22 protein-coding genes and 1 tRNA gene are annotated in these 22,488 nt (G+C 67.2%); 4 read left to right on the top strand and 19 right to left on the bottom strand.

The features are described from left to right. Positions 1–87: 87 nt before the first annotated feature. Positions 88–1,596, bottom strand: coding sequence for a histidine ammonia-lyase (hutH, locus tag KYX69_RS21220; RefSeq protein ID WP_300501260.1), 1,509 nt, complete (start codon positions 1,594–1,596; stop codon positions 88–90). Next, positions 1,593–2,774, bottom strand: coding sequence for an imidazolonepropionase (gene hutI, locus KYX69_RS21215; RefSeq protein WP_300501264.1), 1,182 nt, complete (start codon positions 2,772–2,774; stop codon positions 1,593–1,595). Before hutI ends, hutH begins: the two co-directional genes overlap by 4 nt. Before the next feature lie 34 nt (positions 2,775–2,808). On the opposite strand from hutI, the gene KYX69_RS21210 reads away from it, so the two are divergent. The 4 genes from KYX69_RS21210 to KYX69_RS21195 are packed head-to-tail and all read left to right on the top strand — an operon-like array spanning position 2,809 to position 6,510. Then, complete coding sequence (locus KYX69_RS21210) at positions 2,809–4,170, top strand: formimidoylglutamate deiminase (RefSeq protein ID WP_300501258.1); 1,362 nt, start codon at positions 2,809–2,811, stop codon at positions 4,168–4,170. Further along, positions 4,167–4,862, top strand: a complete 696-nt coding sequence (locus KYX69_RS21205; RefSeq protein WP_300501256.1) for a UTRA domain-containing protein — start codon at positions 4,167–4,169, stop codon at positions 4,860–4,862. The genes KYX69_RS21210 and KYX69_RS21205 overlap by 4 nt, the downstream gene beginning before the upstream one ends. Positions 4,863–4,882: 20 nt before the next feature. Continuing rightward, on the top strand, positions 4,883–5,149 hold the full coding sequence (locus KYX69_RS21200; RefSeq protein ID WP_300501262.1) for a DUF6356 family protein: 267 nt from the start codon (positions 4,883–4,885) through the stop codon (positions 5,147–5,149). 5 nt (positions 5,150–5,154) lie between these two features. Then, entirely contained in the window at positions 5,155–6,510 is a 1,356-nt protein-coding gene (locus KYX69_RS21195) for an FAD/NAD(P)-binding protein (RefSeq protein ID WP_300501254.1), read from the top strand. Between the two features lie 77 nt (positions 6,511–6,587). Here the strand turns inward: KYX69_RS21195 and KYX69_RS21190 are convergent, their stop codons facing one another. The 17 genes from KYX69_RS21190 to purM form a co-directional block, all read right to left on the bottom strand. Beyond that, on the bottom strand, positions 6,588–7,106 hold the full coding sequence (locus tag KYX69_RS21190; protein WP_300501252.1) for a hypothetical protein: 519 nt from the start codon (positions 7,104–7,106) through the stop codon (positions 6,588–6,590). A 128-nt stretch (positions 7,107–7,234) separates the two neighbouring features. After that, positions 7,235–7,311, bottom strand: a tRNA-Pro gene (locus KYX69_RS21185). Positions 7,312–7,419: 108 nt separating this feature from the next. Then, complete coding sequence (locus KYX69_RS21180) at positions 7,420–8,718, bottom strand: FAD-dependent oxidoreductase (RefSeq protein WP_300501251.1); 1,299 nt, start codon at positions 8,716–8,718, stop codon at positions 7,420–7,422. 120 nt (positions 8,719–8,838) lie between these two features. Further along, positions 8,839–10,866, bottom strand: coding sequence for an RNA polymerase sigma factor RpoD (rpoD, locus tag KYX69_RS21175; protein WP_300501249.1), 2,028 nt, complete (start codon positions 10,864–10,866; stop codon positions 8,839–8,841). Between the two features lie 53 nt (positions 10,867–10,919). Beyond that, positions 10,920–12,770, bottom strand: a complete 1,851-nt coding sequence (gene dnaG, locus KYX69_RS21170; protein ID WP_300501247.1) for a DNA primase — start codon at positions 12,768–12,770, stop codon at positions 10,920–10,922. A 55-nt stretch (positions 12,771–12,825) separates the two neighbouring features. Further along, positions 12,826–13,464 carry a phosphoribosylanthranilate isomerase gene (locus KYX69_RS21165; protein ID WP_300501245.1) on the bottom strand — a complete coding sequence of 213 codons (639 nt, stop codon included), beginning with the start codon at positions 13,462–13,464 and terminating at the stop codon, positions 12,826–12,828. A gap of 107 nt (positions 13,465–13,571) precedes the next feature. Then, the gene (locus KYX69_RS21160; protein WP_300501243.1) at positions 13,572–15,131 is read right to left on the bottom strand and encodes a M17 family metallopeptidase; all 1,560 of its coding nucleotides are present in this window, start codon (positions 15,129–15,131) and stop codon (positions 13,572–13,574) included. Between the two features lie 56 nt (positions 15,132–15,187). Next, positions 15,188–15,712 carry a GNAT family N-acetyltransferase gene (locus KYX69_RS21155; RefSeq protein WP_300501241.1) on the bottom strand — a complete coding sequence of 175 codons (525 nt, stop codon included), beginning with the start codon at positions 15,710–15,712 and terminating at the stop codon, positions 15,188–15,190. After that, positions 15,709–16,020 carry a hypothetical protein gene (locus KYX69_RS21150; RefSeq protein ID WP_300501239.1) on the bottom strand — a complete coding sequence of 104 codons (312 nt, stop codon included), beginning with the start codon at positions 16,018–16,020 and terminating at the stop codon, positions 15,709–15,711. Before KYX69_RS21150 ends, KYX69_RS21155 begins: the two co-directional genes overlap by 4 nt. A gap of 2 nt (positions 16,021–16,022) precedes the next feature. Continuing rightward, a complete protein-coding gene (gene pyrF, locus KYX69_RS21145) occupies positions 16,023–16,709 on the bottom strand; it encodes an orotidine-5'-phosphate decarboxylase (RefSeq protein WP_300501237.1) in 687 nt (228 codons plus the stop codon). Continuing rightward, complete coding sequence (locus tag KYX69_RS21140) at positions 16,706–17,053, bottom strand: hypothetical protein (protein ID WP_300501236.1); 348 nt, start codon at positions 17,051–17,053, stop codon at positions 16,706–16,708. The genes pyrF and KYX69_RS21140 overlap by 4 nt, the downstream gene beginning before the upstream one ends. 63 nt (positions 17,054–17,116) lie before the next feature. Further along, positions 17,117–19,411 carry a patatin-like protein gene (locus tag KYX69_RS21135; protein WP_300501234.1) on the bottom strand — a complete coding sequence of 765 codons (2,295 nt, stop codon included), beginning with the start codon at positions 19,409–19,411 and terminating at the stop codon, positions 17,117–17,119. A gap of 2 nt (positions 19,412–19,413) precedes the next feature. After that, positions 19,414–20,109: an endonuclease/exonuclease/phosphatase family protein gene (locus tag KYX69_RS21130; protein ID WP_300501233.1), complete on the bottom strand. Its 696-nt coding sequence runs from the start codon at positions 20,107–20,109 to the stop codon at positions 19,414–19,416. A gap of 43 nt (positions 20,110–20,152) precedes the next feature. After that, a complete protein-coding gene (locus tag KYX69_RS21125) occupies positions 20,153–20,353 on the bottom strand; it encodes a hypothetical protein (protein ID WP_300501231.1) in 201 nt (66 codons plus the stop codon). A 95-nt stretch (positions 20,354–20,448) separates the two neighbouring features. Further along, positions 20,449–20,826 carry an MmcQ/YjbR family DNA-binding protein gene (locus KYX69_RS21120; protein ID WP_300501229.1) on the bottom strand — a complete coding sequence of 126 codons (378 nt, stop codon included), beginning with the start codon at positions 20,824–20,826 and terminating at the stop codon, positions 20,449–20,451. Beyond that, entirely contained in the window at positions 20,823–21,389 is a 567-nt protein-coding gene (purN, locus tag KYX69_RS21115) for a phosphoribosylglycinamide formyltransferase (RefSeq protein ID WP_300501227.1), read from the bottom strand. Before purN ends, KYX69_RS21120 begins: the two co-directional genes overlap by 4 nt. Before the next feature lie 91 nt (positions 21,390–21,480). Beyond that, on the bottom strand, positions 21,481–22,488 hold a 1,008-nt coding region (purM, locus tag KYX69_RS21110; protein WP_300501225.1), incomplete at its 5' end, for a phosphoribosylformylglycinamidine cyclo-ligase.

Raw genomic sequence — 22,488 nt, 5'->3', positions numbered from 1 at the left:
CGAGTCAATGCAACGCCCGGCCTTGTGAGACCCGATACAGCACCACCGACCCATCGGCCGGCGAGTGCGGACAGATCCTTGAGACCCTCAAGGGACAACCGCCGAGCAACTGCAAATTACAGATCCCTCGCCTAGTGCGCCGCTGGTCACCAGCGCGGTCGCCAGTGCCATGTCGGGGGCGAAGTGGCGGTCGTCTTCCAGTGTTGGCACCTGCTCGCGCAGCAGGGTGCGGGCGGCTTCGAGCGGTGCGCTGGAGGTGAGCGGGGCGTGGAAGTCGCAGCCTTGCGCCGCCGCGAGATATTCGATGCCGAGGATGTGGGCGAGGTTCGCGGTCATGGCGAGCAGACGGCGGGCACCATGGCCGGCCATCGATACATGATCCTCCTGGTTCGCGCTGGTCGGGATTGAGTCGACGCTGGCGGGGTGGGCGCGCTGCTTGTTTTCGCTGACCAGGGCGGCGGCGGTCACCTGCGGGATCATGAAGCCGGAGTTGAGGCCGGGGCGCGGGGTGAGGAAGGCGGGGAGGCCGGAGAGCGCGGGGTCGACCAGCATCGCGATGCGGCGCTCGGCGAGGCTGCCGATTTCGCAGATGGCGAGCGCGAGCATGTCGGCGGCGAAGGCGACGGGTTCGGCGTGGAAATTGCCGCCGGACAGGGCCTCTCCGGTGTCGGTGAAGATCAGGGGGTTGTCGGTGACGCCGTTCGCCTCGATCGCGAGGGTGGCTGCGGCCTGGCGGATCAGGTCGAGGCAGGCACCCATCACCTGGGGCTGGCAGCGCAGGCAATAGGGGTCCTGCACGCGCTCATCGCCCTCGCGGTGGGAGGCGCGGATCGCGGAGCCGTCCATCAGCCCGGCGAGCGTCTGTGCGACCTCGATCTGGCCGCGATGGCCGCGCACCTGATGGATGCGTGGGTCGAACGGGGTATCGGAGCCCTTGGCGGCTTCGGTCGAGAGCGCGCCGGTGACGAGCGCGGCGCGAAACAGTTTTTCGGTCTCGAACAGGGCGGCGAGGGCGTAGGCGGTGCTGAACTGGGTGCCGTTGAGCAGGGCGAGCCCTTCCTTGGGGCCGAGCGTCAGGCCGCCGAGCATGGTGCGCGCGGGCATGCGGCGGTGGCCCATTTCGACCTCTCCCACGCCCATCATCGCGGCGGCGAGGTGCGCGAGCGGGGCGAGATCGCCGCTGGCGCCGACCGATCCCTGCGAGGGGATAATGGGGGTGATGCCGCGGTCGAGCATGTCCTGAAGCATCGCGATCGTCTCGGGCTTCACGCCGCTATGGCCTTGGGCGAGGCTGGCGAGCTTGAGCGCGATCATCAGGCGGACGACGGGAGCGGGCATCGGGTCGCCGACGCCGGCGGCGTGGCTGAGCACGATGTTGCGCTGGAGCGTTTCGAGGTCTTCGTCGCCGATGCGGACGCTCGCGAGCTTACCGAAGCCGGTGTTGATGCCGTACACCGGCTCGTGCCGGGCGAGGATGTCCTGCACCGCCTGCGCGCTCGCGGCGACCTTGTCGTGGCAGGACGGGTCGAGCGGCGCCGGCTCGCCGCGATAGATGGCGTTCCAGATGCTGAGCGGGGTGTTGCCGGGGGTAATCATTGACCTGCGAAAACTCGTGCATGGAGGGGGTTGGCGGCGATGCGATAAACCAGCTCGGCGGGGTCGGAGATGTTCCAGATGGCGAGGTCGGCGGGTTGGCCGGGTTGAAGCGTGCCGCCGTCGATGCCGAGGGCGCGGGCGGCGTTGACGGTGACGCCGCGCAGGCATTCGGCGACGGTCAGGCGGAAGAAGGTCGCGCCCATGTTCATCGCGAGCAGGAGCGACGCCATTGGCGAGGTGCCGGGGTTGCAGTCGGTGGCGAGCGCGATCGGCACGCCTGCGTCGCGCAAGGCCTGAATGGGTGGGCGGCGCTCTTCGCGAGTGAAGTAGAAGGCACCGGGGAGGAGTGTGGCAACGGTGCCGCTGGTGGCCATCGCGGCGATGCCGACGGCGTCGAGATGTTCGAGATGGTCGGCGGAGAGCGCGCCGTGACGAGCGGCGAGAGCGGCGCCGTTGAGGTTGGAGAGCTGTTCGGCGTGGAGCTTGACCGGCAGGCCGTGGGCGACTGCGGCGGTGAGGACGCGGTCGGTCTGCTCCGGGGTGAAGCCGATGCCTTCGCAGAAGGCGTCCACGGAATCGGCGAGGCCGATCGCGGCGGGGATTAGGCGCTCGCAGACGAGGTCGACATAGCCGTCCGCATCGCCGCGATACTCGGGCGGGACGGCGTGGGCTGCGAGCAGGGTGGTGCGGACGCGGGCGTTGCGGAGCTCGCCGAGGCGGCGGGCTGCGCGGAGCATTTTGAGTTCGTCGTCGAGGGTGAGGCCATAGCCGGACTTGATTTCGACCGTGGTGACGCCTTCGCCGATGAGTTGGTCGAGGCGGGGGAGGGCGGTGGCGACTAGCTCGTCCTCGCTGGCGGCGCGGGTTGCCTTGACGGTGGAGAGGATTCCGCCGCCGGCGCGGGCGATTTCCTCATAGCTTGCGCCGGTGAGGCGCGCCTCGAACTCCTTGGCGCGGTTGCCGGCGTGGATGAGGTGGGTGTGGCAGTCGATCAGCCCAGGGGTGATCCAGCGGTCGTCGCAGTCGATGATCTCTGCCGCATCCGGGGCTTCGGCGTCGGGACCGACATAGCTGATAGTGTCGCCGGTTGCCGCGACTGCGCCATGCTCGATCACGCCCAGATCGTCGCCGGTCATCGTCGCGAGTCGGGCGTTGCGCCAGAGTTTGTCCGCAGGAATCGACATGCGTTTAGTGTTGGACAGCGCGGCCATTATGTCTAGACATATTCGCATGGCGCTCTGGTTCGAAACTGCGTTGCTGGATCATGGCTGGGCCGATCGGGTCCGGCTGACGCTGGTGGATGGGCGGATCGATCGGGTCGAGGTCGGGGTCGATCCCGACCGGAGCGATGAGCGGCATTTCGCCGCGCTGCCGGGACTGCCCAACCTGCACAGCCATGCGTTTCAGCGGGCGATGGCGGGGTTGACCGAGGTGCGCGGGGCGTCGAATGACGATTTCTGGTCGTGGCGTGAGCTGATGTACCGCTTCGTGGCCAAGATCGGGCCGGAGCAGTGCGAGGCGATTGCCGCGCTCGCCTATGCCGAGATGCTCGAGAGCGGGTTCACGCGGGTCGGCGAGTTTCATTACCTGCACCATGCGCCCGACGGGTCGCGCTACGCCGATCTTGGCGAGATGAGCGGGCGGATCGCGGCGGCGGCGGAGATTTCGGGGATCGGCCTGACGCTGCTGCCGGTGTTTTACGCGCATGGCGGGTTCGGGGGGCAGGCTCCGGGCGCGGCGCAGGCGCGGTTTATCAATGACGTCGATGGGTTTGCCGAGCTGGTGGCACGCGCAGGCGCGACGCTGCCGCCCGATGGCGTAATCGGGATTGCGCCGCACAGCCTGCGCGCAGTGACGCCGGACGAGCTAGGCGCGCTGCTGCCGATCGCGAAGGACGCGCCGGTGCATATCCATATCGCCGAGCAGGTGAAGGAAGTGGAGGATTGCATCGCATGGAGCGGGCGGCCGCCGGTGCGCTGGCTGCTCGACGCAGTGCCGGTCGATACGCGCTGGACGTTGGTGCATGCGACGCATGTCGATGCGGGTGAGGTTGCCGACATCGTGGCGCGCGGGGCGGTGGCGGGGCTATGCCCGGTGACCGAGGCCAATCTGGGTGACGGGCTGTTCCCCGCGGGCACATTTCTCGATAGCGGCGGCGCCCTTGGTGTGGGGAGCGATTCGAACGTGCGGATCGATGCGGCGGAGGAATTGCGATTGCTCGAATATGGTCAGCGCTTGACCCTGCGCGGGCGCAATCAGCTGGCGAGTGCGGCGCGGCGCTCGACCGGGGCGCGGCTGTTCGAGGCGGCGGTGCGCGGCGGTGGGCAGTCGCTGGGGGTTGAAACCGGGCTTGCCGCAGGACGCTCGGCGGACATCATCTCGCTCGACCGCAGCGATCCGGCGTTCGAGGGGCGCTGTGGCGACGCGCTGATCGATAGCTGGATTTTCGCCAGCCGCCGCCCGATCGATTGCGTGTGGCGCGGCGGGGTCAAGCAGGTTGCGGGCGGGCGGCACCGGCACCGCGACGTGATCGAGGCGCGCTACCGTGTGGCGCTGCAGGAATTGCTGGCATGAGCATTGAGGCGCGAATTCGGGGCGAAATCGAAGCACGCATCCGCTCGGGCGAATGGGGGCCGGGGACGCGCGTTCCGACCGAATATGAGTTGATGGAGGCGTATCGCTGCGCCCGCGCGACCGCGAATAAGGCGCTGAGCCGCCTTGCGCGCGAGGGACTGATCGAGCGGAAGCGGCGGGCAGGCAGCTTCGTTGCCCCGCCCGCGATCCGAACGCCAGTGGTAGGTGTGCCGGACATCGCGGCGCTGATCGCCGATCGCGGCGAGGTGTATCGCTGGGAATTGCTGACAGTGAATTTGCACCGCCGCGCGCCAGCGGGATTTCCGGTGCGCGGATCGGGCAGCGGGTGGCTGGTGCTGACCGGGGTGCATCATGCCGGGCGCGCCCCGTTCGGGTGGGAGGAACGCTGGCTGGACCTTGCCGCAGCCCCCGGCGCGGCGGACGCGGATTTTTCGGCGACTGCGCCGGGCAGCTGGCTGCTTGCCAACATCCCGTGGACCGATGCGCGGCACCGGATCGCAGCCGTGGGGGCGAGCGCCGAGGCGGCGGGGCGGCTGAAGCTGACCGAAGGCGCACCGTGCCTGCAGGTCGAGCGCTGGACGTGGCGCGGCAAGGCGCCGGTGACGTTCGCGCGCCAGATCTTTCCGGGCGAGCATTACCAGCTGGTCGAGGATTTCACGCCGCGCGGCTAGCGGCATGCACGGAGACGATGATGTTCAAGCGCGTGTTTCTGGACCATCCCCGCGATGTCGGCGAAAGCTATGGCGAGCATTTCGCGACGGCCGCCGGGTTCGGGGTGCGGATGGTGGGCGGTGGGCTTGCCTGCATCGTCCATGCGGTTGTGCCGATGCTGTTCGTGCGGACGGCGAGCGATACGGTGAAGTCGCTCTACGCGACGATGAAGGCGCGCCAGCCGGCCTTTGCCGAGCAGCCGCCCGCCTTTACGACGCCCGACTGGCAACTCGACTACGAGATCTGATCGGGATGCGGATCGACCATGTTGCGATCATCGGCGCGGGGTTTTCGGGGACGCTGCAGGCGATCAACCTGCTGCGCCACAAGGGACCGCGTGCGACGCTGATCGAGCGCGCGGCGACGCCGGGCCTTGGCCTCGCCTATGGCGCGGCGCACCCCAGCCATGTGCTCAACGTTCGGGCGAGCAATATGAGCGCTTTTCCCGACCAGCCGGGCCATTTTGCGCAGTGGCTGGCGGCGCGCGGGGTGGCGGATGCGGGCAACGCCTTTGCGGCGCGGGTGACCTATGGCGCCTATCTGCGCGAACTGCTCGACGCCGCGGTTGCCGGGAGTGCGGGGCGGCTGAGCGTCGTACGCGGGGCGGTGACCGGGCTGGAGCAGCGGGCGGACGGCGTTGCGCTGACGATGGCGGATGGAAGCGCGATCGGCGCGGATGCGGCGGTGTTGGCGGTCGGCAATCTGCCGCCGCACGATCCGCCGGGGCTCGATCCTGCGGTGTTGCCGGATGATCTCTACAAGGGCGATCCTTGGGCGGGCGATGTCGGGGACGGCTTGAATGATTCCGACACGGTGTTGGTGATCGGCACCGGGCTGACGATGATCGACGTCGCACTGATGCTGGAGGCGCGCGGCTTTGGCGGGCGGATCGTCGCGCTGTCGCGACGCGGGTTGCTGCCCCGGCGGCACGAGCGCGTCGCGGCGTGGGAGCGGATCGACGAGCGTCCCGCAACGGTCGCATCGGCACTGGTGCGACGCGTTCGCGCGCGGGCGGCGGAGATTGGCTGGCGCAACGCGGTAGACGAGCTGCGGCCCTTCACCCAGCCGATGTGGGCGAATGCGAGCGCGGCGGAGCGCGCGCGGTTCCTGCGGCATCTGCGCCCGTGGTGGGACGTACATCGCCACCGGCTCGCCCCGCAGGTGGCTGACCGGCTCGATGCGATGGTGGCGCGGGGGCAGCTTGAGGTTATCGCGGGCAAGACCTTGGGGTTCGAGGCTGGCGGCGGCGCGGTGACGCTGCACTGGCGCCCGCGCGGGGCGGATGTGGCGCAGATCATGCCGGTGCGCCGTGTGGTCAATTGCACCGGTCCTCTGGGCGATCTGGGGCGCACGACCGACCCGCTGCTGGTGGCGTTACGCGATAGCGGCGCGATCCGGCCCGATGCGGCGCATCTGGGGATCGACGTCAACGGCGCGGGCGAGGTGATCGGCGCCGATGGCTGCGCCAATCCGCGCCTGTTCGCGCTCGGCCCGATGACGCGCGGGGCGTTCTGGGAGATTGTCGCGGTGCCGGATATCCGCCGCCAGACCTGGGACGTCGCGCGGCGGCTGTCCAATGCACATTGGGTGGGGGGCGAGGGGCTGTAGGAGTTAGGTTTATCGCCCGGAATTTGGAATGCAGCGCCAACGAGCCGATGAAGCGCAAAAAGTGGCCAACTGTCGGGTCATCCGGTTTCCTCTGCACGTATGTCTCGGGCGAACGTCCAATCGCGAATCTCTTCCATTAAGCTCCAAGCAGCGTCCCCCAGTCGGTGAGCATCTTCAGCAATCTGATTAATCGATTGAGCAGTGATGCGCTGTGAACGCTTGTCGCCTTTGAATCTGACCATCGTTAAGGTTGTCTCGAATCCGACAAGATCCCTATGCGCACCGTGAACCGCTTGGTTCCGACGTTCTGCTAGTCCTCCCTTTTGCAACTCTTTCCGGATGGCTTCGATCTTGCGAACAATGGGCAAGGGCAGCTTGTGGTACCGAGCTAAGCTGATAGCTGTGCTTAGCCGGGGCAAAAGGTCCAGCCCCCCGAACATTAGAGTCCCTTTCTCGAACTCCATCGGTTCAATCGTCACGAGGAGGCCGAGGACTGCCATCTCGAGCCGTGACCACTGCAAGCAGACGTGGCCAATTGCAGCCATAATCGCGATGTTGCCGGGTTCGCCGGGCACAGAAATTGTAGTGGTCGCCATGAAACATCGATGACGGTCTATCACGCCGCGCGCAACGCTAGCTTTTGACTATCATCCAATACCGAATGGACAGGCGCCCGACGCGCTGTTCGCGCGGTTGCAGAGCTCAAAGCAAAATCATTGATTAATGGTCGGGGAAAGAGGATTCGAACCTCCGGCCCCTGCCTCCCGAAGGCAGTGCTCTACCAGGCTGAGCTATTCCCCGACTGAGCGGCGAAGTCCTTGGCAAAGGCCCCGGGTGGGCAGACCGCGTCGCTTGGAGGCGCGCCTATAACCGCCGATATCCCGCCTTGCAAGCGCCCCGCGCGCTTTTTTACCCGCCGCGCGCGTCGAGCATGTCGGCGACGCTGGTGAACTTCTCACGCGGGGAATCGCTGCGCGCGCCGGCGATCTCGGCGGCGTCGATCTTCTGCCAATCGCGGAAGGTCACGACATCGACATTGCGCGATGCAAGCAGCGCGTCGAGGCCGGGCCGACCCGCCTTGCCGCTGCCGCCCGGAGCGTCCTCGGCGATCTTCTCGGCGATGGCGAAGCCGTCGGGGCGGTTGGTCCCGATCGTGCCAGTCGGCCCGCGCCGTGCCCAGCCGACGGCGTAGAGGCCGGGCAGCACGCGCCCCTCGTCATTGGCGAAGCGCCCGGCGCGATCGTCATAGGGCACGCCTTCGATCTTTGGGGTGCGATATCCGATACAGGACACGATCAGGCTGGCAGGAATCGCGTAGGTCTCGCCAGTGCCGACTGCAGCACCGCGTTCGTCGAGGCGGGTGCGCTCGACGATGATGCGCTCGGCACGGCCATCGCCTTCGATCCGCAGCGGCATCGCGAAGAAATCGAAGATGATATGGACCGGCTTGTCGACGCTGGCGGCAGCGAACTTGCGTAAATGGGCGACCGATTTGCGCAGGCCGGGTTCGAGCAGCACGTCGTCGATGTCCGGTGGGAAGTCGGCGGCATCCACCACAGGGGCGGCGCGGGTCAGGTCGGCGAGCTCTCCCAGCTCCTTTGGTGTCATCGCAATCTGATGCGGGCCGCGGCGGCCGAGCAGGGTAATCGTCTCGATGCCCGAGCTGGTGAGCGCGGCGAGCGCCGGGGAGACGATGTCCGACCCGGCAAATTCGCCGCGCGTCTTGGCGAGGATGCGTGCGACGTCGAGCGCCACATTGCCATTGCCGATGACCACCGCACCCGGACCGCCAAGCGGCGGGTTGAGCTCGGCAAAATCGGGATGGCCGTTATACCAGCCGACGAACGCCGCCGATCCGGTCACGCCGGGCAGGTCGGCGCCGGGGATCTCCAGCGGGCGATCGAACGGCGCGCCGGTCGCCAGCACCACGGCATCGTACAGCTGCATCAGTTCGGGGATGGTCACATCCTTGCCGACCGTGACATTGCCAACGAAGCGGACATTTTCGGTGATCGCGACCGCCTCATAGCGCCGGGACACGCTCTTGATCGACTGGTGATCCGGCGCGACGCCGCTGCGGATCAGGCCGAACGGGACGGGCAGTCGGTCGATGATGTCGACACGGACATCCTCTCCGAACTGTTTCTGACAAGCCTCTGCGGTGTAATAGCCCGCCGGCCCCGATCCGATCACTGCGATATGCCGCATGCCCGGTCCTTTTCTGTTGTGGACCAGAGGCTAGCGGCGAAATGGGGAAGCGCAAGCGGGGTGACTCAAAAGGGCCGCCCGGACGGACGGCCCTGGTGAGGAATTGCGGACAACCCGGCCTTACTGGTCGAGGAAGCTGCGCATCTTGCGACTGCGGCTCGGGTGCTTGAGCTTGCGCAGCGCCTTGGCCTCGATCTGACGGATGCGTTCGCGGGTCACGCTGAACTGCTGGCCAACCTCTTCGAGCGTGTGATCGGTGTTCATGCCGATGCCGAAGCGCATGCGCAGCACGCGCTCTTCACGCGGGGTGAGGCTGGCAAGGACGCGGGTGACCGTTTCCTTGAGGTTCGCCTGGATCGCGGCATCGACCGGGATGATCGCGTTCTTATCCTCGATGAAATCGCCGAGGTGCGAATCTTCCTCGTCGCCGATCGGCGTTTCGAGGCTGATCGGCTCCTTGGCGATCTTCATCACCTTGCGCACCTTCTCCAGCGGCATGGAGAGGCGCTCGGCCATCTCTTCCGGAGTTGGCTCGCGACCCTGTTCGTGCAGGAATTGGCGGCTGGTGCGGACCAGCTTGTTGATCGTCTCGATCATGTGCACCGGGATGCGGATCGTGCGCGCCTGATCGGCGATCGAGCGCGTGATCGCCTGACGGATCCACCAGGTCGCGTAGGTCGAGAACTTGTAGCCGCGGCGATATTCGAACTTATCGACCGCCTTCATCAGGCCGATATTGCCCTCCTGAATAAGATCCAGGAACTGCAGGCCGCGGTTGGTGTATTTCTTGGCGATCGAGATCACGAGGCGGAGATTGGCCTCGACCATCTCCTTCTTCGCGATGCGGGCCTCGCGCTCGCCCTTTTGCACCATGTTGACGATGCGGCGGAATTCGCCGAGCGCCATGCCGGTCTGCTGGCTGATCTCCGACACTTCGACGCGGATGCGGTCGACGGCGGCGGCTTCGTTCTCGACGAACGCCTTCCACTTCTTGTCGAGCCCGCCGACCGATTCCAGCCAGTTTTCGTCCATCTCGTGATCGACATAGCGATCGAGAAAGTCCTTGCGGCTGACCTTGTGGCGCTCGGCCAGGCGCAGCATCTGGCCGCCCAGCGCGGTCAGGCGGCGGTTGTAGCTGTACAGCTGATCGACCAGATATTCGATCTTGGCGTTGTGGAACTGGACGCTCTCGACCTCGGCGGTCAGCTCTTCGCGCAGCTTGTGATACTTCTTCTCGTCCGCCGCCGACAGCTCGCCACCGGCCGCCATCGCGTCGAGGCGGCTCTGCTGGACCTTGCTGAACTTCTTGTAGATCGCGGTGATGTTGGCGAACTTCTCCAGAGCCTGCGGCTTGAGCGTTTCTTCCATCTGCGCGAGGCTGAGGGTGTTGTCCTCTTCCTCATCGTCCGAGATGCGCGGCGCGCGGCGTTCGGTGAGGTCGTCCTCATCCTCGTCCGCGGCGGCCTCCTCGGGCTCTTCCTCTTCCTTGAAGCTGGTACCGGCGGTCTTTTCGCTGATCTCGCCCGAATCATCGTCCTCGGCGCCCTCGACCTGCTCGGCCGACGGACCCTTGGACAGCATGGCATCGAGATCGAGGATCTCGCGCAGCTGCATCGTGCCTTCGTTGAGTGCGTCGGACCAGCCGATGATCGCGTTGAACGTGATGGGCGATTCGCACAGGCCGAGGATCATCGTGTCGCGACCGGCCTCGATGCGCTTGGCGATCGCGATCTCACCCTCGCGGCTGAGCAGTTCGACCGCGCCCATTTCGCGCAGATACATGCGCACCGGATCGTCGGTGCGATCGACGGTTTCCTTTTTCTTGGCGACTTCGAAGGCGGGCTCGTCGTCCTTGCCCTCGGCATCGACCTCGTCCGGCGTGTCGTCGTCCGACTCGCCGTCTTCGCCAACGTCTTCATTCTCGACGACGTTGACGCCCATGTCGCTGAGCGCGGACATGACATCCTCGATCTGCTCCGATGTGAACTGGTCCTGCGGGAGCATCTCATTGAGCTGGTCCACAGTGATGTATCCGCGCTTCTTCGCCCGGGCCACCAGCTTCTTGATGGAGCCTTCGTTGAGATCGATCAGCGGTGCGTCACCGGTTTCCGTGGGTACCGTGTCGTCCGCCATATTTGCCTTTGCCATCGACTGCCTTTGAAATCGTCTGGCGGCAATTATACGCCGCCCTAATCACCTAATTACGTCTCGTCCGCAAGCATCAGATTGGCGAGCCGCATTTCCAGCTCCGCTTTTCGCTTCACCAGCGCGACCTGGCGCTCAAATGCCTCATCGCTGAAACGCGCCTGCACCGCCGCAGTTGCCTCTGCCAGCGCCGCCTCGACCTGAGGCCGCGCTGCCAGCACCGCGATCGCCTCACCCAGGTCGAGCGCGGCCCGTCCCGCATCCCATTCCTTCTGGGTGAAGGTGAAGGGAAGCTGGTCGGCGCGCAGCAACTCTGCTGCTTGTGAATCGAAACCGGACGTCGCCAATATGGTACGCAGGCGCGCGCTATCAAGCGCCCGATCCTCCAGCGCGACATCGACCACCGCCTCAAACAGCCGACCGAGCGCGCCATCGGCATGCGCGAGGCTGGTCAGCGTTTCGACATGGCGGGTGATTTCGGCGGGGTGGCGGATCAGGCCGGCGAGCACCGCCTTGGCCAGCACGCGGTCGATGCCGCCGCTGCCGACCGCTTGTACGGCCGGGCTGGGGGGCGGTTCGGGCGGCTGCCAGCGCTGGCCGGGCTTGAACGGGCCGCGTGTCTGGGTGCGCGGGGTGAAGGTGCGCGGGGGCGGGGAGAAGTGCTCATCGACCCGGCGGCGGAACTCGTTGATGTACTCGTGGCGGACATTGCCGTCCTGAATCGTCGCGGCGAGATCGGACAGGCGGCGCTTGAGGCCAGCGCGGGCCTCGGGCGTGTCGACCGGCTCGGCGGCCAGTTCGTGGCTCCACAGGCGGTCGGCGAGCGGCTGGGCCGAAGCGAGGAGCGCTTCGAACGCCTGTGGGCCGGCGGCGCGGACGAGATCGTCGGGGTCCTGACCCGGCGGGAGCGTCACGAAGGCGAGGCTACGGCCCGGCTGGAGCAGGGGGAGGGCGCGGTGGGCGGCGCGGATCGCAGCCTTTTGCCCGGCATTGTCGCCGTCAAAGGAGAGATAGGGCACATCGGCCATGCGCCACAGCCGTTCGAGCTGATGCTCGGTCATCGCGGTGCCGAGCGGGGCGACCGCTTCGCCGAACCCGGCCTGCGCCAGCGCGATGACGTCCATATAGCCCTCGACCGCGATCACCCGCCCGGCTTTGCGCGAGGCGGCGGAGGCGCGGTCGAGATTGTAGAGCGAGCGCCCCTTGTCGAAGAGCGGGGTTTCGGGGGAGTTGAGATATTTGGGCTCGCCATCGCCGATGATGCGCCCGCCAAAGCCGATCACGCGACCGCGCGCATCCTTGATCGGGATCATCAGGCGGCCGCGGAAGCGGTCATAGGGTTCCTTGCCCTCGACCTGGATCAGCAGACCTGCCTCGACCAGCATCGCGTCGCCATAGGACTTGAGCGCCTCACGCAGCTTCGTGCGCGAGTCGGGGGCGTAGCCCATGCCGAAGGTGCGCGCGGTTTCGGCGCTGACGCGGCGACGTTCGAGCAGGGCGCGCGCTTCGGCTCCGGCGATGCCGTGGAGCTGATCGGTGTAGAATTTGGCGGCGTCGGCCATGACCTCGTGCAGCCCCTTCGCCCGCTCGGCGCGCTGGGCGGCGCGCGGGTCGGCTTCGGGCATGTCGAGCCCGGCGGCCTGCGCGAGTTCCTTGACCGCATCGATGAACGGCAGGCCGTTATGTTCGGTCATCCAGCGGATCGCATCGCCATGCGCGCCGCAACCGAAGCAATGGTAGAAGCCCTTGTCGTCGTTGATCGTGAACGACGGCGTCTTCTCGTTATGGAAGGGGCAGCACGCCTTATACTCGCGGCCCGCGCGCGTGATCTTTACGCTGCGGCCGATCAGGGCCGACAGCGTGGTGCGCGCGCGCAACTCGTCGAGAAAGGCGGGTGTGAGGCTCATGATGCGCTGATGGACATGCCCAAGCCGGGGGCGGCTCGCAAGCGTGGGTGTCGGATCAGAGCGATGCGACGACCTTCAGGAACGCCGCGATCTTGGCCGCGTCCTTCACCCCCGGTGCGCTTTCGACGCCGGAGGAGACGTCGACCAGGCGCGCGCCGCTGGTTGCGACCGCTTCGGCAACGTTGGCGGCGTCGAGGCCGCCCGAGAGCGCCCAGGGGAGGGGGTGGTCGAAGCCCTGCAGCAGCGTCCAGTCGAAGCGCAGGCCCATGCCGCCGGGGAGCTTTGCGTCCTCCGGCGTCTTGGCGTCGTAGAGAATGCGCTGCGCCGCGCCGCGATAGGCGTGGGCGGTGTCGAGATCGGTGCGAGTCTTGACGGCTACTGCCGCCCAGACCGGCAATCGCGTGCGCGACCCGATTGCGGCGGCGCGTTCGGGGCTGGCGCGGTGGAGCTGGATCGCATCGAGCCGGCCGGAGCGGATCGCCTGATCGAGCAGCGCGTCCTCAGGATCGACGAACACGCCGACGCGCTGGACCGAATCCGGCACCTGCGCGGCAAGCGCGGCGGACTGGTCGAAGGTCACGTGGCGCGGGGAGGGCGGGAAGAAGACGAACCCGATATGGCTGGCCCCGCCTGAAATCGCGGCGTCGAGCGTCGCGGCGGTGGACAGGCCGCAGATTTTGGCGGTGACGGGCATCGGGGGTGGCAATCGGCTTCGCGTGGGGCTTTGGCAAGGGCGAAGTTGGGGGCGAGGGGCGATCCTTCCAATCCTCCCCCTGGCGGGGGAGGATTATTGGATTGCGACTATTTCTCGAATTCGCGGACCAGCGCGTCGAACAGGCGGACGCCGTAGCCGCGTGCGCCCTTGGGGATGGTCGGCAGCGATTCGTCGGCGCCGTCGACGCCGGCCATGTCGATATGGGCCCAGGGAGTCGGCTGGGGCGTGAGGAAGCCGATGAAGTGCGCGCCACGGCCCGCGCCGGGGCCGGACTTGGTGGTGCCGTTAGCGATGTCAGCGATCGGCGATTCCATGTCCTTGGCGTAGCTGGGGTGCAGCGGGAGGCGCCACACCGGTTCGCCCGCGCTGGTGGCGGCGGACTGGACGCGGGCGGCCAGCGCTTCGTCGCGGGCGAACAGGCCGGCATAGTCGTCGCCGAGCGCGGTGATGACCGCGCCGGTGAGGGTGGCGATGTTGACGAGCGCGGCGGGCTTGTAGCGATCGATCGCATATTGGTTGGCGTCGGCTAGGACCATCCGGCCCTCGGCATCGGTGCTGATGATCTCGATCGTCTGGCCGTTCATCGTGCGCACCACATCGCCGGGGCGCGAGGCGTTGCCGCCGGGCATATTCTCCGCCAGCGCGGCGATGCCGATGACGTTGGCCTTGGCTCCGCGTTTTGCAGCGGCATAGACGCCGCCCATCACTGCGGCTGCGCCGGCCATGTCGCCCTTCATGTCGCCCATGCCCGCGCCGGGCTTGAGGCTGATGCCGCCGCTGTCGAAGGTAATGCCCTTGCCCACCAGCGCAAGCGGGGCGGCGTTTCCGGCGCCGCTATATTCGACGATCAGCATGCGCGCGGGGTGGCGCGATCCGGCCGAGACCGAGAGGATCGACCCCATGTTGCGCTTCCGCATCTCGGCCTCGTCGAGCACGGTGATGCGTACGTTGGGCACGCCGGCGAACTGCGCGCGGACGGCCGCGACGAAGCTGTCGGGGGTCTTGGCGTTGGAGGGCAGGGTGATGAGGTCGCGGGCCATGCGCGCACCATCGGCGACGCCGGCGAGTTCGCGGGTGTAGGTCGCTTCGCCGGTCGGCGCGACGACCGTCAGCGGCTGGGCGGCGGGGGCGGTGACGCCGCTCTTGAGCTTGTCGAAGCGATATTGGCCGAGGCTGGCGCCGAGTGCGACATAAGCGGCGGGGTCGGTGGCGGTGCTGGTGAGCGTGCCGGCGAGGATCGCGACCGGCTGGCGATTGTCGCGCGTTTCCTGTGCGGCGCGGCCGCCGAAATCGGCGAGTGCTGCGGCGTCGAGCTGGCCTGCGGGCACACCGATCAGGACGATGCGGTGATAGCCGCCGACGCCGTAGAGTGAGAGCGTCTTGTCCGGTGCGGCCTTGAACCCGGCGGTTGCGACCGCGTCGGTGACGGCGGCGCGGAGGGCGGCGGGGACGTGGCTGAGGTCGGTCGCTCCCGCCATCGGGATGACGAGGACGCCGTCGGTGGGGGCGGCGGTGGCGAAGCGGATCGGGCGTTCGGCGCTGTTCGCGCGATCGCTGGCGCTGACGCCGGTGCCGATGGGCGCGCGCTCGGACTGAGCGAGGGCGGGCGTGGCTAGAATCGTGGCGGCAAGCAACAGGACGCGCATCGGCATCAACTCCCTGGACGTTGTGATATCGTCACATGGTTAACCGCGCCGTGCGGTCAGGGCAATTGCCGTTGGTCGAACAAGGGCTTGGCGAGCACGACCATGGTCAGCGGTGGATCGACCGGGACGGGGAAGGGGCGCGTCTCGCCCGAGCGGGCGTAGCCGTGCCGTTCATACCAGGCGATCAGCTCGGCGCGGCGGTCGATGACGGTCATTTCGACGCTGGTGGCGGCGAAGGTGTCGCGCGCGGCGGCTTCTGCGGCGGCGATGAGCCGCTTGCCGATGCCGCGTGCCTGGATCGTGGGATCGACGCACAGCAGGCCGAGATAGGCGAGTCCATCGCCGCGGTCGGCGATGTTGACGCAGCCGAGGATGGTGTCGCCGTCGAGCGCGATGAGGATGCGGCTGTTGCCGTCGATCAGCGTGGCGAGGGTTTCGAGATCGGTGCGGGTGTCGCTGAGCAGGTCTGCCTCATGCGTCCACCCCTGCCGCGCGGCGTCGCCGCGATAGGCGCGCTCGACCACGGGGTGGAGAGGGGGCAGGTCGGCGAGGGTGGCGGGGCGGACTTGGACTGTCGTCATGCTTTGGTCAAACGTTCGCCCGCTCGTGCGAGCGCAGCACCAAGAACGCCGCCGCCAACCCAAACTGGCGAAAGCTCCCACAGCACGAAAGCTGCAAAATAGGCCCAACCGGTACATGCGTCGCCCATGCAGCGACCGGCTATATCCCAGGTTAAAACAGGCGCGGCGGTGATTGCTGCTGGTCCGATGAGAAACAGGGAAATCAGCGACCAGCGAAGCTTCTTGGCTTTGATGATTGCAAAATAACCGGTACCCAAACTCGATACCACAAACAAAATCAGTAGCGTGAGCGGGTCGCTTTGGAGCATTCTTAAAGCGTCGCCTCGATCTCACGCGCGGCGAGGTCAGGGTCTTGCGCCTGGGTGATCGGGCGGCCGACGACGAGGATCGAGGCGCCGGCGTCGAGGGCGGCGCGGGGGGTGACGACGCGTTTTTGGTCTGCCCCAAAAGAACCGTTGGCGCCGCCATTGGCGGGGCGGACGCCGGGGACGACGAAGAAGCCGTCTTTCCAGGCGGCGTGCGCGGCCTTTACCTCTTCGCCCGAGCAGACGATGCCGTCGACGCCCGCCGACTTGGCGAGTTCGGCGAGGCGGACGACCTGTTCGTGCGGGTCGGGGGACAGACCGATCGTGGTGAGGTCATTGGCGTCGAGGCTGGTGAGCATCGTCACCGCGACGACCTTGGTCCCCGTTGGTGCGGCGGCCTTAGCATCCTCCAGCATCGCGCGGCCGCCCGAGGCATGGACGGTGATGATCGCGGGTTCGAGCGGGCGGAGCGCCTGCACCGCCTTGCCCACCGTGTTGGGGATGTCGTGGAATTTGAGGTCGAGGAAGATCGGCAGGCCGATATCCGCCATTTCGTGCACGCCGTGGCGACCGTTCGCCATGAAGAACTCAAGCCCGAGCTTGATTCCGCCGACATGGTGGCGGACGCGGGTTGCGATCGCCTTGGCGCGTTCGATGTCGGGGGTGTCGAGGGCGACGTAGATCGGGCTCATGGCGTCACCAGCGGCGGTGCGGACGGCGTTTCGGCGGGCGGTTCGAGATCGCCGGGATCGGTCGCGACGACCGGGGCGGGCACGACGGCGGGCGCGGGGCGGAGGTCGTCCACCGTCCGCTCCAGCATCGCGATCCGGCTGCGCATGCGCCAGCGCACGGTATGGTAGATCGCCAGCATCGGCAGCAGCCCGCCGAGATAGACGACGAACAGCAGGAAGGGCAGGTTCACGTCGGCGATCAGGCCGCTCCAAAGGTGGATCTCGACCGGATGCCAGTTGGTCACCGCAAATGCGGCCGCCAGGCCGAGGATCAAGAACCAGAACAAAGCCTTCAGAAACTGCATCCGCCGCGATCACCCTGTTGCGTATGCAACCAGCTTAGGCGCGGACCGCCCGCTTGACCAGCCTCAGCCGATTTCGGCGCGCAGCTGGGTGAACAGCCCCGGCACGGCGGTGAGGCGCGGTTCCTCTTCGTCGAGAATGGCGCGGAACAGCTCGCGCTTGATCGACGTGACGCGTCCGGGGGCGAGACGCGCGCCGGGGGGGAGGGTCGACAGGATGATGTCGACCAGCCGGTCCGCACCGTGCAGGCGACCCCAGAGATAGTCATTCTCGCGATAGGCGCGGCTGAAGAAGGCGCCGAAATTGTTGAATTGAATGCCCTTGAGCGTCGCCGCCGCGCCGCCGCTGCGGATCGCGCAGGCGTCGTCGGGTGAGATGCGATCGACGCGGATGGGATCGAATTCGTTGAGCCCCTCGCCGCGGAGCAGTGGGAGCGTCGCGATGTCGAAGAAGGGGAAGCCGAGATAGGCGAGCAGCATCGGGCGGCGCAGGTCGCGGGGAAGCTGGCTCAGCCCCTCGGACAGCCGCGCATCGGTCTCGTCGTCGAGCGTGCGCAGGTCCATCCGCGCGGCGAGTTCGTCCATCAGCGCACCGGCGTCGCAATCGGGCGAGCGGATCGATTCGCGCATGCCGAGAAACGGGTCGGCGCGCTGGCATTCGAGATAGCCGGCGAGCGAGTCGTAGATCGCAGTGCGGATCGGGGCGAGTTCGGCGCGGCTATTTTCCTGATCGAGCTCGGTCGCGCGGCGGGCGAGCAGGCGCAGGCGACGGATGCGAAAGCCGAGGTCATGCGCGCGCAGCAGGTCGAGCGTAGCGGGGCTGGCGGCGGCATTGTGGCTGGTGCTGAAATCGTCCGCGCCGCGCCGGTCGATCACTTCCCCGATCGCGGCGCGCATCCGTCGCCAGCGTTCCGACCCGTGCAGGTCGGCGATCTGGTTGAGGTGGGTCGCGATGCGGTCGGCGACGCCCTCGACCTTGAGCAGGCCATAGGCGGCGTGGGCATAGCCGGCGCGCGACGCCGCCGCCTGTTGCGCGCGGGCCCGCCACGCGGCGAGGCGCTTAGGTGTGGGGTAGTCGAGGAACAGCGTGTAGCCGAACAGCGATTCGACCTGTCCCTCCACCTCCGCCCGGATGCGTTCGATGATCGTCAGCATGCGTTCGATCTGCGCCGAACGCTGGCCGAGCGATTCGAGATTGTCGCGGATCGGCTGCTGGCGCGGCAATTCGGACAGCGCGCCGATGATCGTGCGGAAAAAGCCGGGGCTTTCTTGCGGACCCGGTCCCGCGCTGGCGATGCGATAGCCGGGGGTGGGATCGATGAAAACGAAGCGGCGGTCGATCTGGCGGCGCGCGGGGCGTTCGCGCAGCGCGTCCATCGCGGGGCGGAACGGTGCGTTGGCGAGTACCGAACCGTCGATAAGGGGGGCTGTTTCAGCGACTCCGGCGGCGAATTGGCGCGGCAACGCGTGTTCGAGGAAGCTGCTGCGCCCGGGCCAGCTGCTGCCGCGTTCGGCGAGCACCGCGTCCACTTCGGCGACGGTGGCGGGCGGAAACGCGCCGGGGAAGCTGGAGGTCGCGCGCGCGGCAAAGGCGAGCTCCGCCGCATCGCCGAGCGGCGTGTCGCTGCTGCCATGGTCGCTGAACGAGAAGACGAGGCGGTGTTCGGTTTCGACCACTTCGGGCGGGGAATTGAGCTTCAGCCGTTCGGGATGGCCGCGAAAATCGGTGACGGTGACGAACAGGTCGAGCGGCTGTCCTTCGGGCAGCAGGCGCGGCCCGGCGGGGGCGTCGCGCATCGCTTCCAGTGCGTCGAGCAGCATGTTCGTCAGCTGCTTGCCGCCAAAGGGCGGCTCGAACCAGCGCGAGCGGACAAAGCGTTCGAGCTTGGCGCGCACCTCGGCCTGGGCGGCGGGTTCGACCGTGGTCTTGACCGTCGAATCGCGTCCCGCAAGCATCCACGCGATCGGCACCGCCCACATCTTGGCGAAGCGGTGCGATGGGCCGTGATCGGGGTTGAGCAGCGCGTCGACATCGGCGACTTCGAGCCACAGGTCGGTAAGCGGGTCGAGCGACTGGCCGCTGGTCACGGCTTGGGCGAGGAACACGCCGTTGATCCCCCCGGCGCTGGCCCCCGCGACGATATCGACCATCACGCGCAGGTTCAGCCCGGCCTCATCGCCGATTGCATCGAGCAGGGCGTGATAGACGCGCTCGCTGGCGCCGGTCGCCGGTTCGAAATCGCGATGCGCGCGGCTGGCGCGGGCGAGGTGCCAGATTTCCTTGGTGATACCATGCATGTAGATGGCGAGGCTGATCCCGCCATAGCAGACGAGCGCGAGGCGGAGTTCCTTGTCCTGCACGCTCAGTTGCGCCGCACTTCGGCCCAGACGGGCAAATGATCGGACGCGGTGCGCGCGGCGGCGCTGTCGTTGACGCCGCAGTCCCCGATGCTGAGATCGGCCGAGACCATGATGCGGTCGAGCCGGGCGATCGGGCGGCGGGCGTGGAACGAGCGGCCGGTGGGAGCGAAGCTGAATTCCTTGCCGAAATCGCGCAGGCAGCCCGATTGCGCGCTCCAGTCATTGAGGTCGCCCATCATCACTGTCGGCATGGCGCGCTCGCTGCTCGCCAGATGGGTCAGGATGGCATGCGCCTGTCGCCGGCGCCACAGGCCCGACAGGTCGAGGTGCATGCCGACGACGCGCAGGCTTTCACCGCCGATGCGCAGATCCGCCATCACAGCGCCGCGCGGTTCGAGCGCGGGCAGGTGGATGATCTCGCAATCGAGGATTTGCGCGTCCTTGCGCACCAATATGGCATTGCCGTGCCAGCCCATCGACCCGGAGCGGACGCCGAACGAGACCGCCTTCCACGGGCTGTGTTCTTCCAGCATGTGGGGAGAGATGACGCCCTGACGCTGGCCGAAGCGGCGGTCGCATTCCTGCAGGGCGATGACATCGGCGTCGATCTCGCGAAGCACCTCGAGCGTGCGTTCGGGCCGACGGCGGCGATCGGTGCCGATCGCCTTGCGCATATTGTAGCTGGCTACTTTCAGCATCGAACCTGTTTGGGCGGCGGAACGACGCGACGCAAGGGCGCGATCAAAGACCGGGCGTTGGCATTTGCATGGGCGGCTGGCTTCGCGCTTCGGCGGCGGCCTGCTGCAGGCTGAGCGCCGTCGCTTCAGCTGCGTCGGGGGTCATTGCGATAGCGACGCCGTCCGGACCATCCAGCAGGACCAGACCCGCTTCGGCGCTGGCAACGCCCGATTTCTGATGTGGTTCGCGTCCGTGCCCGTGCATTGCGCTGACTTTCCCTGTTATGTGCGATAACGGGGCGAAACGCGCTACGGATGCAAAATATCCCACAGTTTTCAGGGCTTTTGTCTTGTTTCGGGTCAGCGCCCGCCGGCTTCGAGCAGGCGGCGCGGGGCGACGAGTTCCCAGCTGATCGCGACACGGTCGCCGATGCGGTCCCAGTCGGTGTCGGGCCGGTCGAGATGCATGCCGACCCAGCCCGACGGACCGAAATAGGGCGGGCGGTAATAGAGGTCGGGTTCCATCTCGATCAGCATCGCCTGTTCCTCCGGCCCGCTGGTCTTGACGATCGCCGCGGTGACGGAGTCGCCATGATGCGCGTGCCAGAAATAGGCGAACATCTTGCCCTTGGTGATGAAGAAGGCGGGCATGCCGTGCGAGAGTTTCTCGTTTGCTTCGGGCAGGGCGAGCGCGATGGCGCGGAGCTTGTCCAGCGCGGCGCTCGCCTGAGGGGTCATCTGCTGAGCCATTCCGCGACAATGCGGGGGTAGAGTTTGTGTTCCTCCGCGAGCACGCGTTCGGCCAGCGCGGCGGGCGTGTCGCCGGGAAGTATCGGCACTCTGGCCTGCCCCAGCACCTCGCCGCCATCGAGCTCCTCGGTCACGAGATGGACCGAGCAGCCGCCATGGCTGTCGCCCGCGTCGATTGCGCGCTGGTGCGTGTCGAGGCCCTTGTAGAGCGGCAGCAGCGAGGGGTGGATGTTGACGATCCGGCCCCGCCAGCGCGCGACGAAATCGTCGGAGAGGAGGCGCATGTAACCGGCTAGCGCAATGGCTTCGACACCCGCGCTGCGCAATGCAGAGTCGATTGCAGCCTCATAGTCGGCCTTGACCATCCCCTTGGGGGACTGCGCGAAGGTAGGGATGCCGTGCTCGGTCGCCCAAACAAGGCCTGCGGCGTCGGGCTTGTCGGACGCGACGAGCGCGACTTCATAGGGGGCGTCAGGCAGGCGCGACCCTTCGACCAGCGCCTGCATGTTCGATCCGCGACCGGAGATCAGGATGCCGAGCTTGCGTTTCATCACACCCGTTCGTGCTGAGCTTGTCGAAGCACCGCTCTTCGCGGACTCCAGAGGAAGACGGCCCTTCGACAAGCTCAGGGCGACCGGCCCCTTATTGATTATGCGTCGCTTCCCACGCTTCGCGGGCGCTCCAGGTCTCGACGCCGCCGGAGACGGTGCACCCGCGTTGCCCCGCCTCGATCACACCAATCCGACGGACCGTCTCGCCAGCCGCTTCCAGCTCTGAGGCGACCGCATCGGCCTGATCCGCCGCGACGACGGCGACCATGCCGATGCCGCAGTTGAAGGTGCGCGCCATTTCCTGTGGCTCGATATTCCCCTGTGCCTGGAGGAACGCCATCAGGCGCGGCTGGGCCCAGCTGTCGGCGTCGACGCGGGCGTGGCAGCCTTCGGGTAGGACACGGGGGATGTTTTCGAGCAGCCCGCCGCCGGTGATGTGCGCGAGGCCGTGGATCGCGCCCTTGCGAAGTTGTGGAAGCAGACTCCGCACATAGATGCGCGTCGGGGCCATGAGCGCGTCAAGCAGGATCACTTCGGGATCGAACAGCGCCGGGCGGTTCAGCTTCCACCCCTTGTCCGCGGCGAGGCGGCGGACGAGCGAATAGCCGTTGGAATGCACCCCGTTGGAGGCGAGGCCGAGGATAATGTCCCCCGGAGCGATTGTCTTGCCGTCGAGCAGCTGGTCGCGTTCGACCGCGCCGACGCAGAAGCCAGCGAGATCGTAATCGCCATCGGCGTACATGCCGGGCATTTCGGCGGTTTCGCCCCCGATCAGCGCGCAGCCGGCCTGTTTGCAGCCTTCGGCAATCCCCGCGATCACGCGCTCGGCGACGCCGTTCACCAGCTTGCCGGTGGCGAAATAGTCGAGGAAGAAGAGCGGCTCGGCGCCCTGGACGATCAGATCGTTGGCGCACATCGCCACGAGATCGATGCCCACACCGTCATGCGAATCATGGTCGATCGCGAGCTTGAGCTTGGTGCCCACGCCGTCATTCGCCGCGACGAGCAGCGGATCGGTGAAGCCGGCTGCCTTGAGGTCGAACAATCCGCCGAACCCGCCGAGATCGGCGTCGGCACCCGGACGGCGGGTGGAGCGGGC

Source organism: Sphingomonas sp., from assembly GCF_030145815.1.
Taxonomy (GTDB): domain Bacteria; phylum Pseudomonadota; class Alphaproteobacteria; order Sphingomonadales; family Sphingomonadaceae; genus Sphingomonas.
Note: the sequence above shows the minus strand (reverse complement) of the source record. Positions and strands in the feature narration are given on the sequence as shown.

What these genes read in the sequence shown, in the direction of transcription:
- hutH (WP_300501260.1), bottom strand. Translation starts at nt 1,596, where the DNA reads ATGATTACCCCCGGCAACACCCCGCTCAGCATCTGGAACGCCATCTAT.
- KYX69_RS21210 (WP_300501258.1), top strand. Translation starts at nt 2,809, where the DNA reads ATGTCTAGACATATTCGCATGGCGCTCTGGTTCGAAACTGCGTTGCTG.
- KYX69_RS21205 (WP_300501256.1), top strand. Translation starts at nt 4,167, where the DNA reads ATGAGCATTGAGGCGCGAATTCGGGGCGAAATCGAAGCACGCATCCGC.
- KYX69_RS21200 (WP_300501262.1), top strand. Translation starts at nt 4,883, where the DNA reads ATGTTCAAGCGCGTGTTTCTGGACCATCCCCGCGATGTCGGCGAAAGC.
- KYX69_RS21195 (WP_300501254.1), top strand. Translation starts at nt 5,155, where the DNA reads ATGCGGATCGACCATGTTGCGATCATCGGCGCGGGGTTTTCGGGGACG.
- KYX69_RS21190 (WP_300501252.1), bottom strand. Translation starts at nt 7,106, where the DNA reads ATGGCGACCACTACAATTTCTGTGCCCGGCGAACCCGGCAACATCGCG.
- KYX69_RS21180 (WP_300501251.1), bottom strand. Translation starts at nt 8,718, where the DNA reads ATGCGGCATATCGCAGTGATCGGATCGGGGCCGGCGGGCTATTACACC.
- rpoD (WP_300501249.1), bottom strand. Translation starts at nt 10,866, where the DNA reads ATGGCAAAGGCAAATATGGCGGACGACACGGTACCCACGGAAACCGGT.
- dnaG (WP_300501247.1), bottom strand. Translation starts at nt 12,770, where the DNA reads ATGAGCCTCACACCCGCCTTTCTCGACGAGTTGCGCGCGCGCACCACG.
- KYX69_RS21165 (WP_300501245.1), bottom strand. Translation starts at nt 13,464, where the DNA reads ATGCCCGTCACCGCCAAAATCTGCGGCCTGTCCACCGCCGCGACGCTC.
- KYX69_RS21160 (WP_300501243.1), bottom strand. Translation starts at nt 15,131, where the DNA reads ATGCGCGTCCTGTTGCTTGCCGCCACGATTCTAGCCACGCCCGCCCTC.
- KYX69_RS21155 (WP_300501241.1), bottom strand. Translation starts at nt 15,712, where the DNA reads ATGACGACAGTCCAAGTCCGCCCCGCCACCCTCGCCGACCTGCCCCCT.
- KYX69_RS21150 (WP_300501239.1), bottom strand. Translation starts at nt 16,020, where the DNA reads ATGCTCCAAAGCGACCCGCTCACGCTACTGATTTTGTTTGTGGTATCG.
- pyrF (WP_300501237.1), bottom strand. Translation starts at nt 16,709, where the DNA reads ATGAGCCCGATCTACGTCGCCCTCGACACCCCCGACATCGAACGCGCC.
- KYX69_RS21140 (WP_300501236.1), bottom strand. Translation starts at nt 17,053, where the DNA reads ATGCAGTTTCTGAAGGCTTTGTTCTGGTTCTTGATCCTCGGCCTGGCG.
- KYX69_RS21130 (WP_300501233.1), bottom strand. Translation starts at nt 20,109, where the DNA reads ATGCTGAAAGTAGCCAGCTACAATATGCGCAAGGCGATCGGCACCGAT.
- KYX69_RS21125 (WP_300501231.1), bottom strand. Translation starts at nt 20,353, where the DNA reads ATGCACGGGCACGGACGCGAACCACATCAGAAATCGGGCGTTGCCAGC.
- KYX69_RS21120 (WP_300501229.1), bottom strand. Translation starts at nt 20,826, where the DNA reads ATGACCCCTCAGGCGAGCGCCGCGCTGGACAAGCTCCGCGCCATCGCG.
- purN (WP_300501227.1), bottom strand. Translation starts at nt 21,389, where the DNA reads ATGAAACGCAAGCTCGGCATCCTGATCTCCGGTCGCGGATCGAACATG.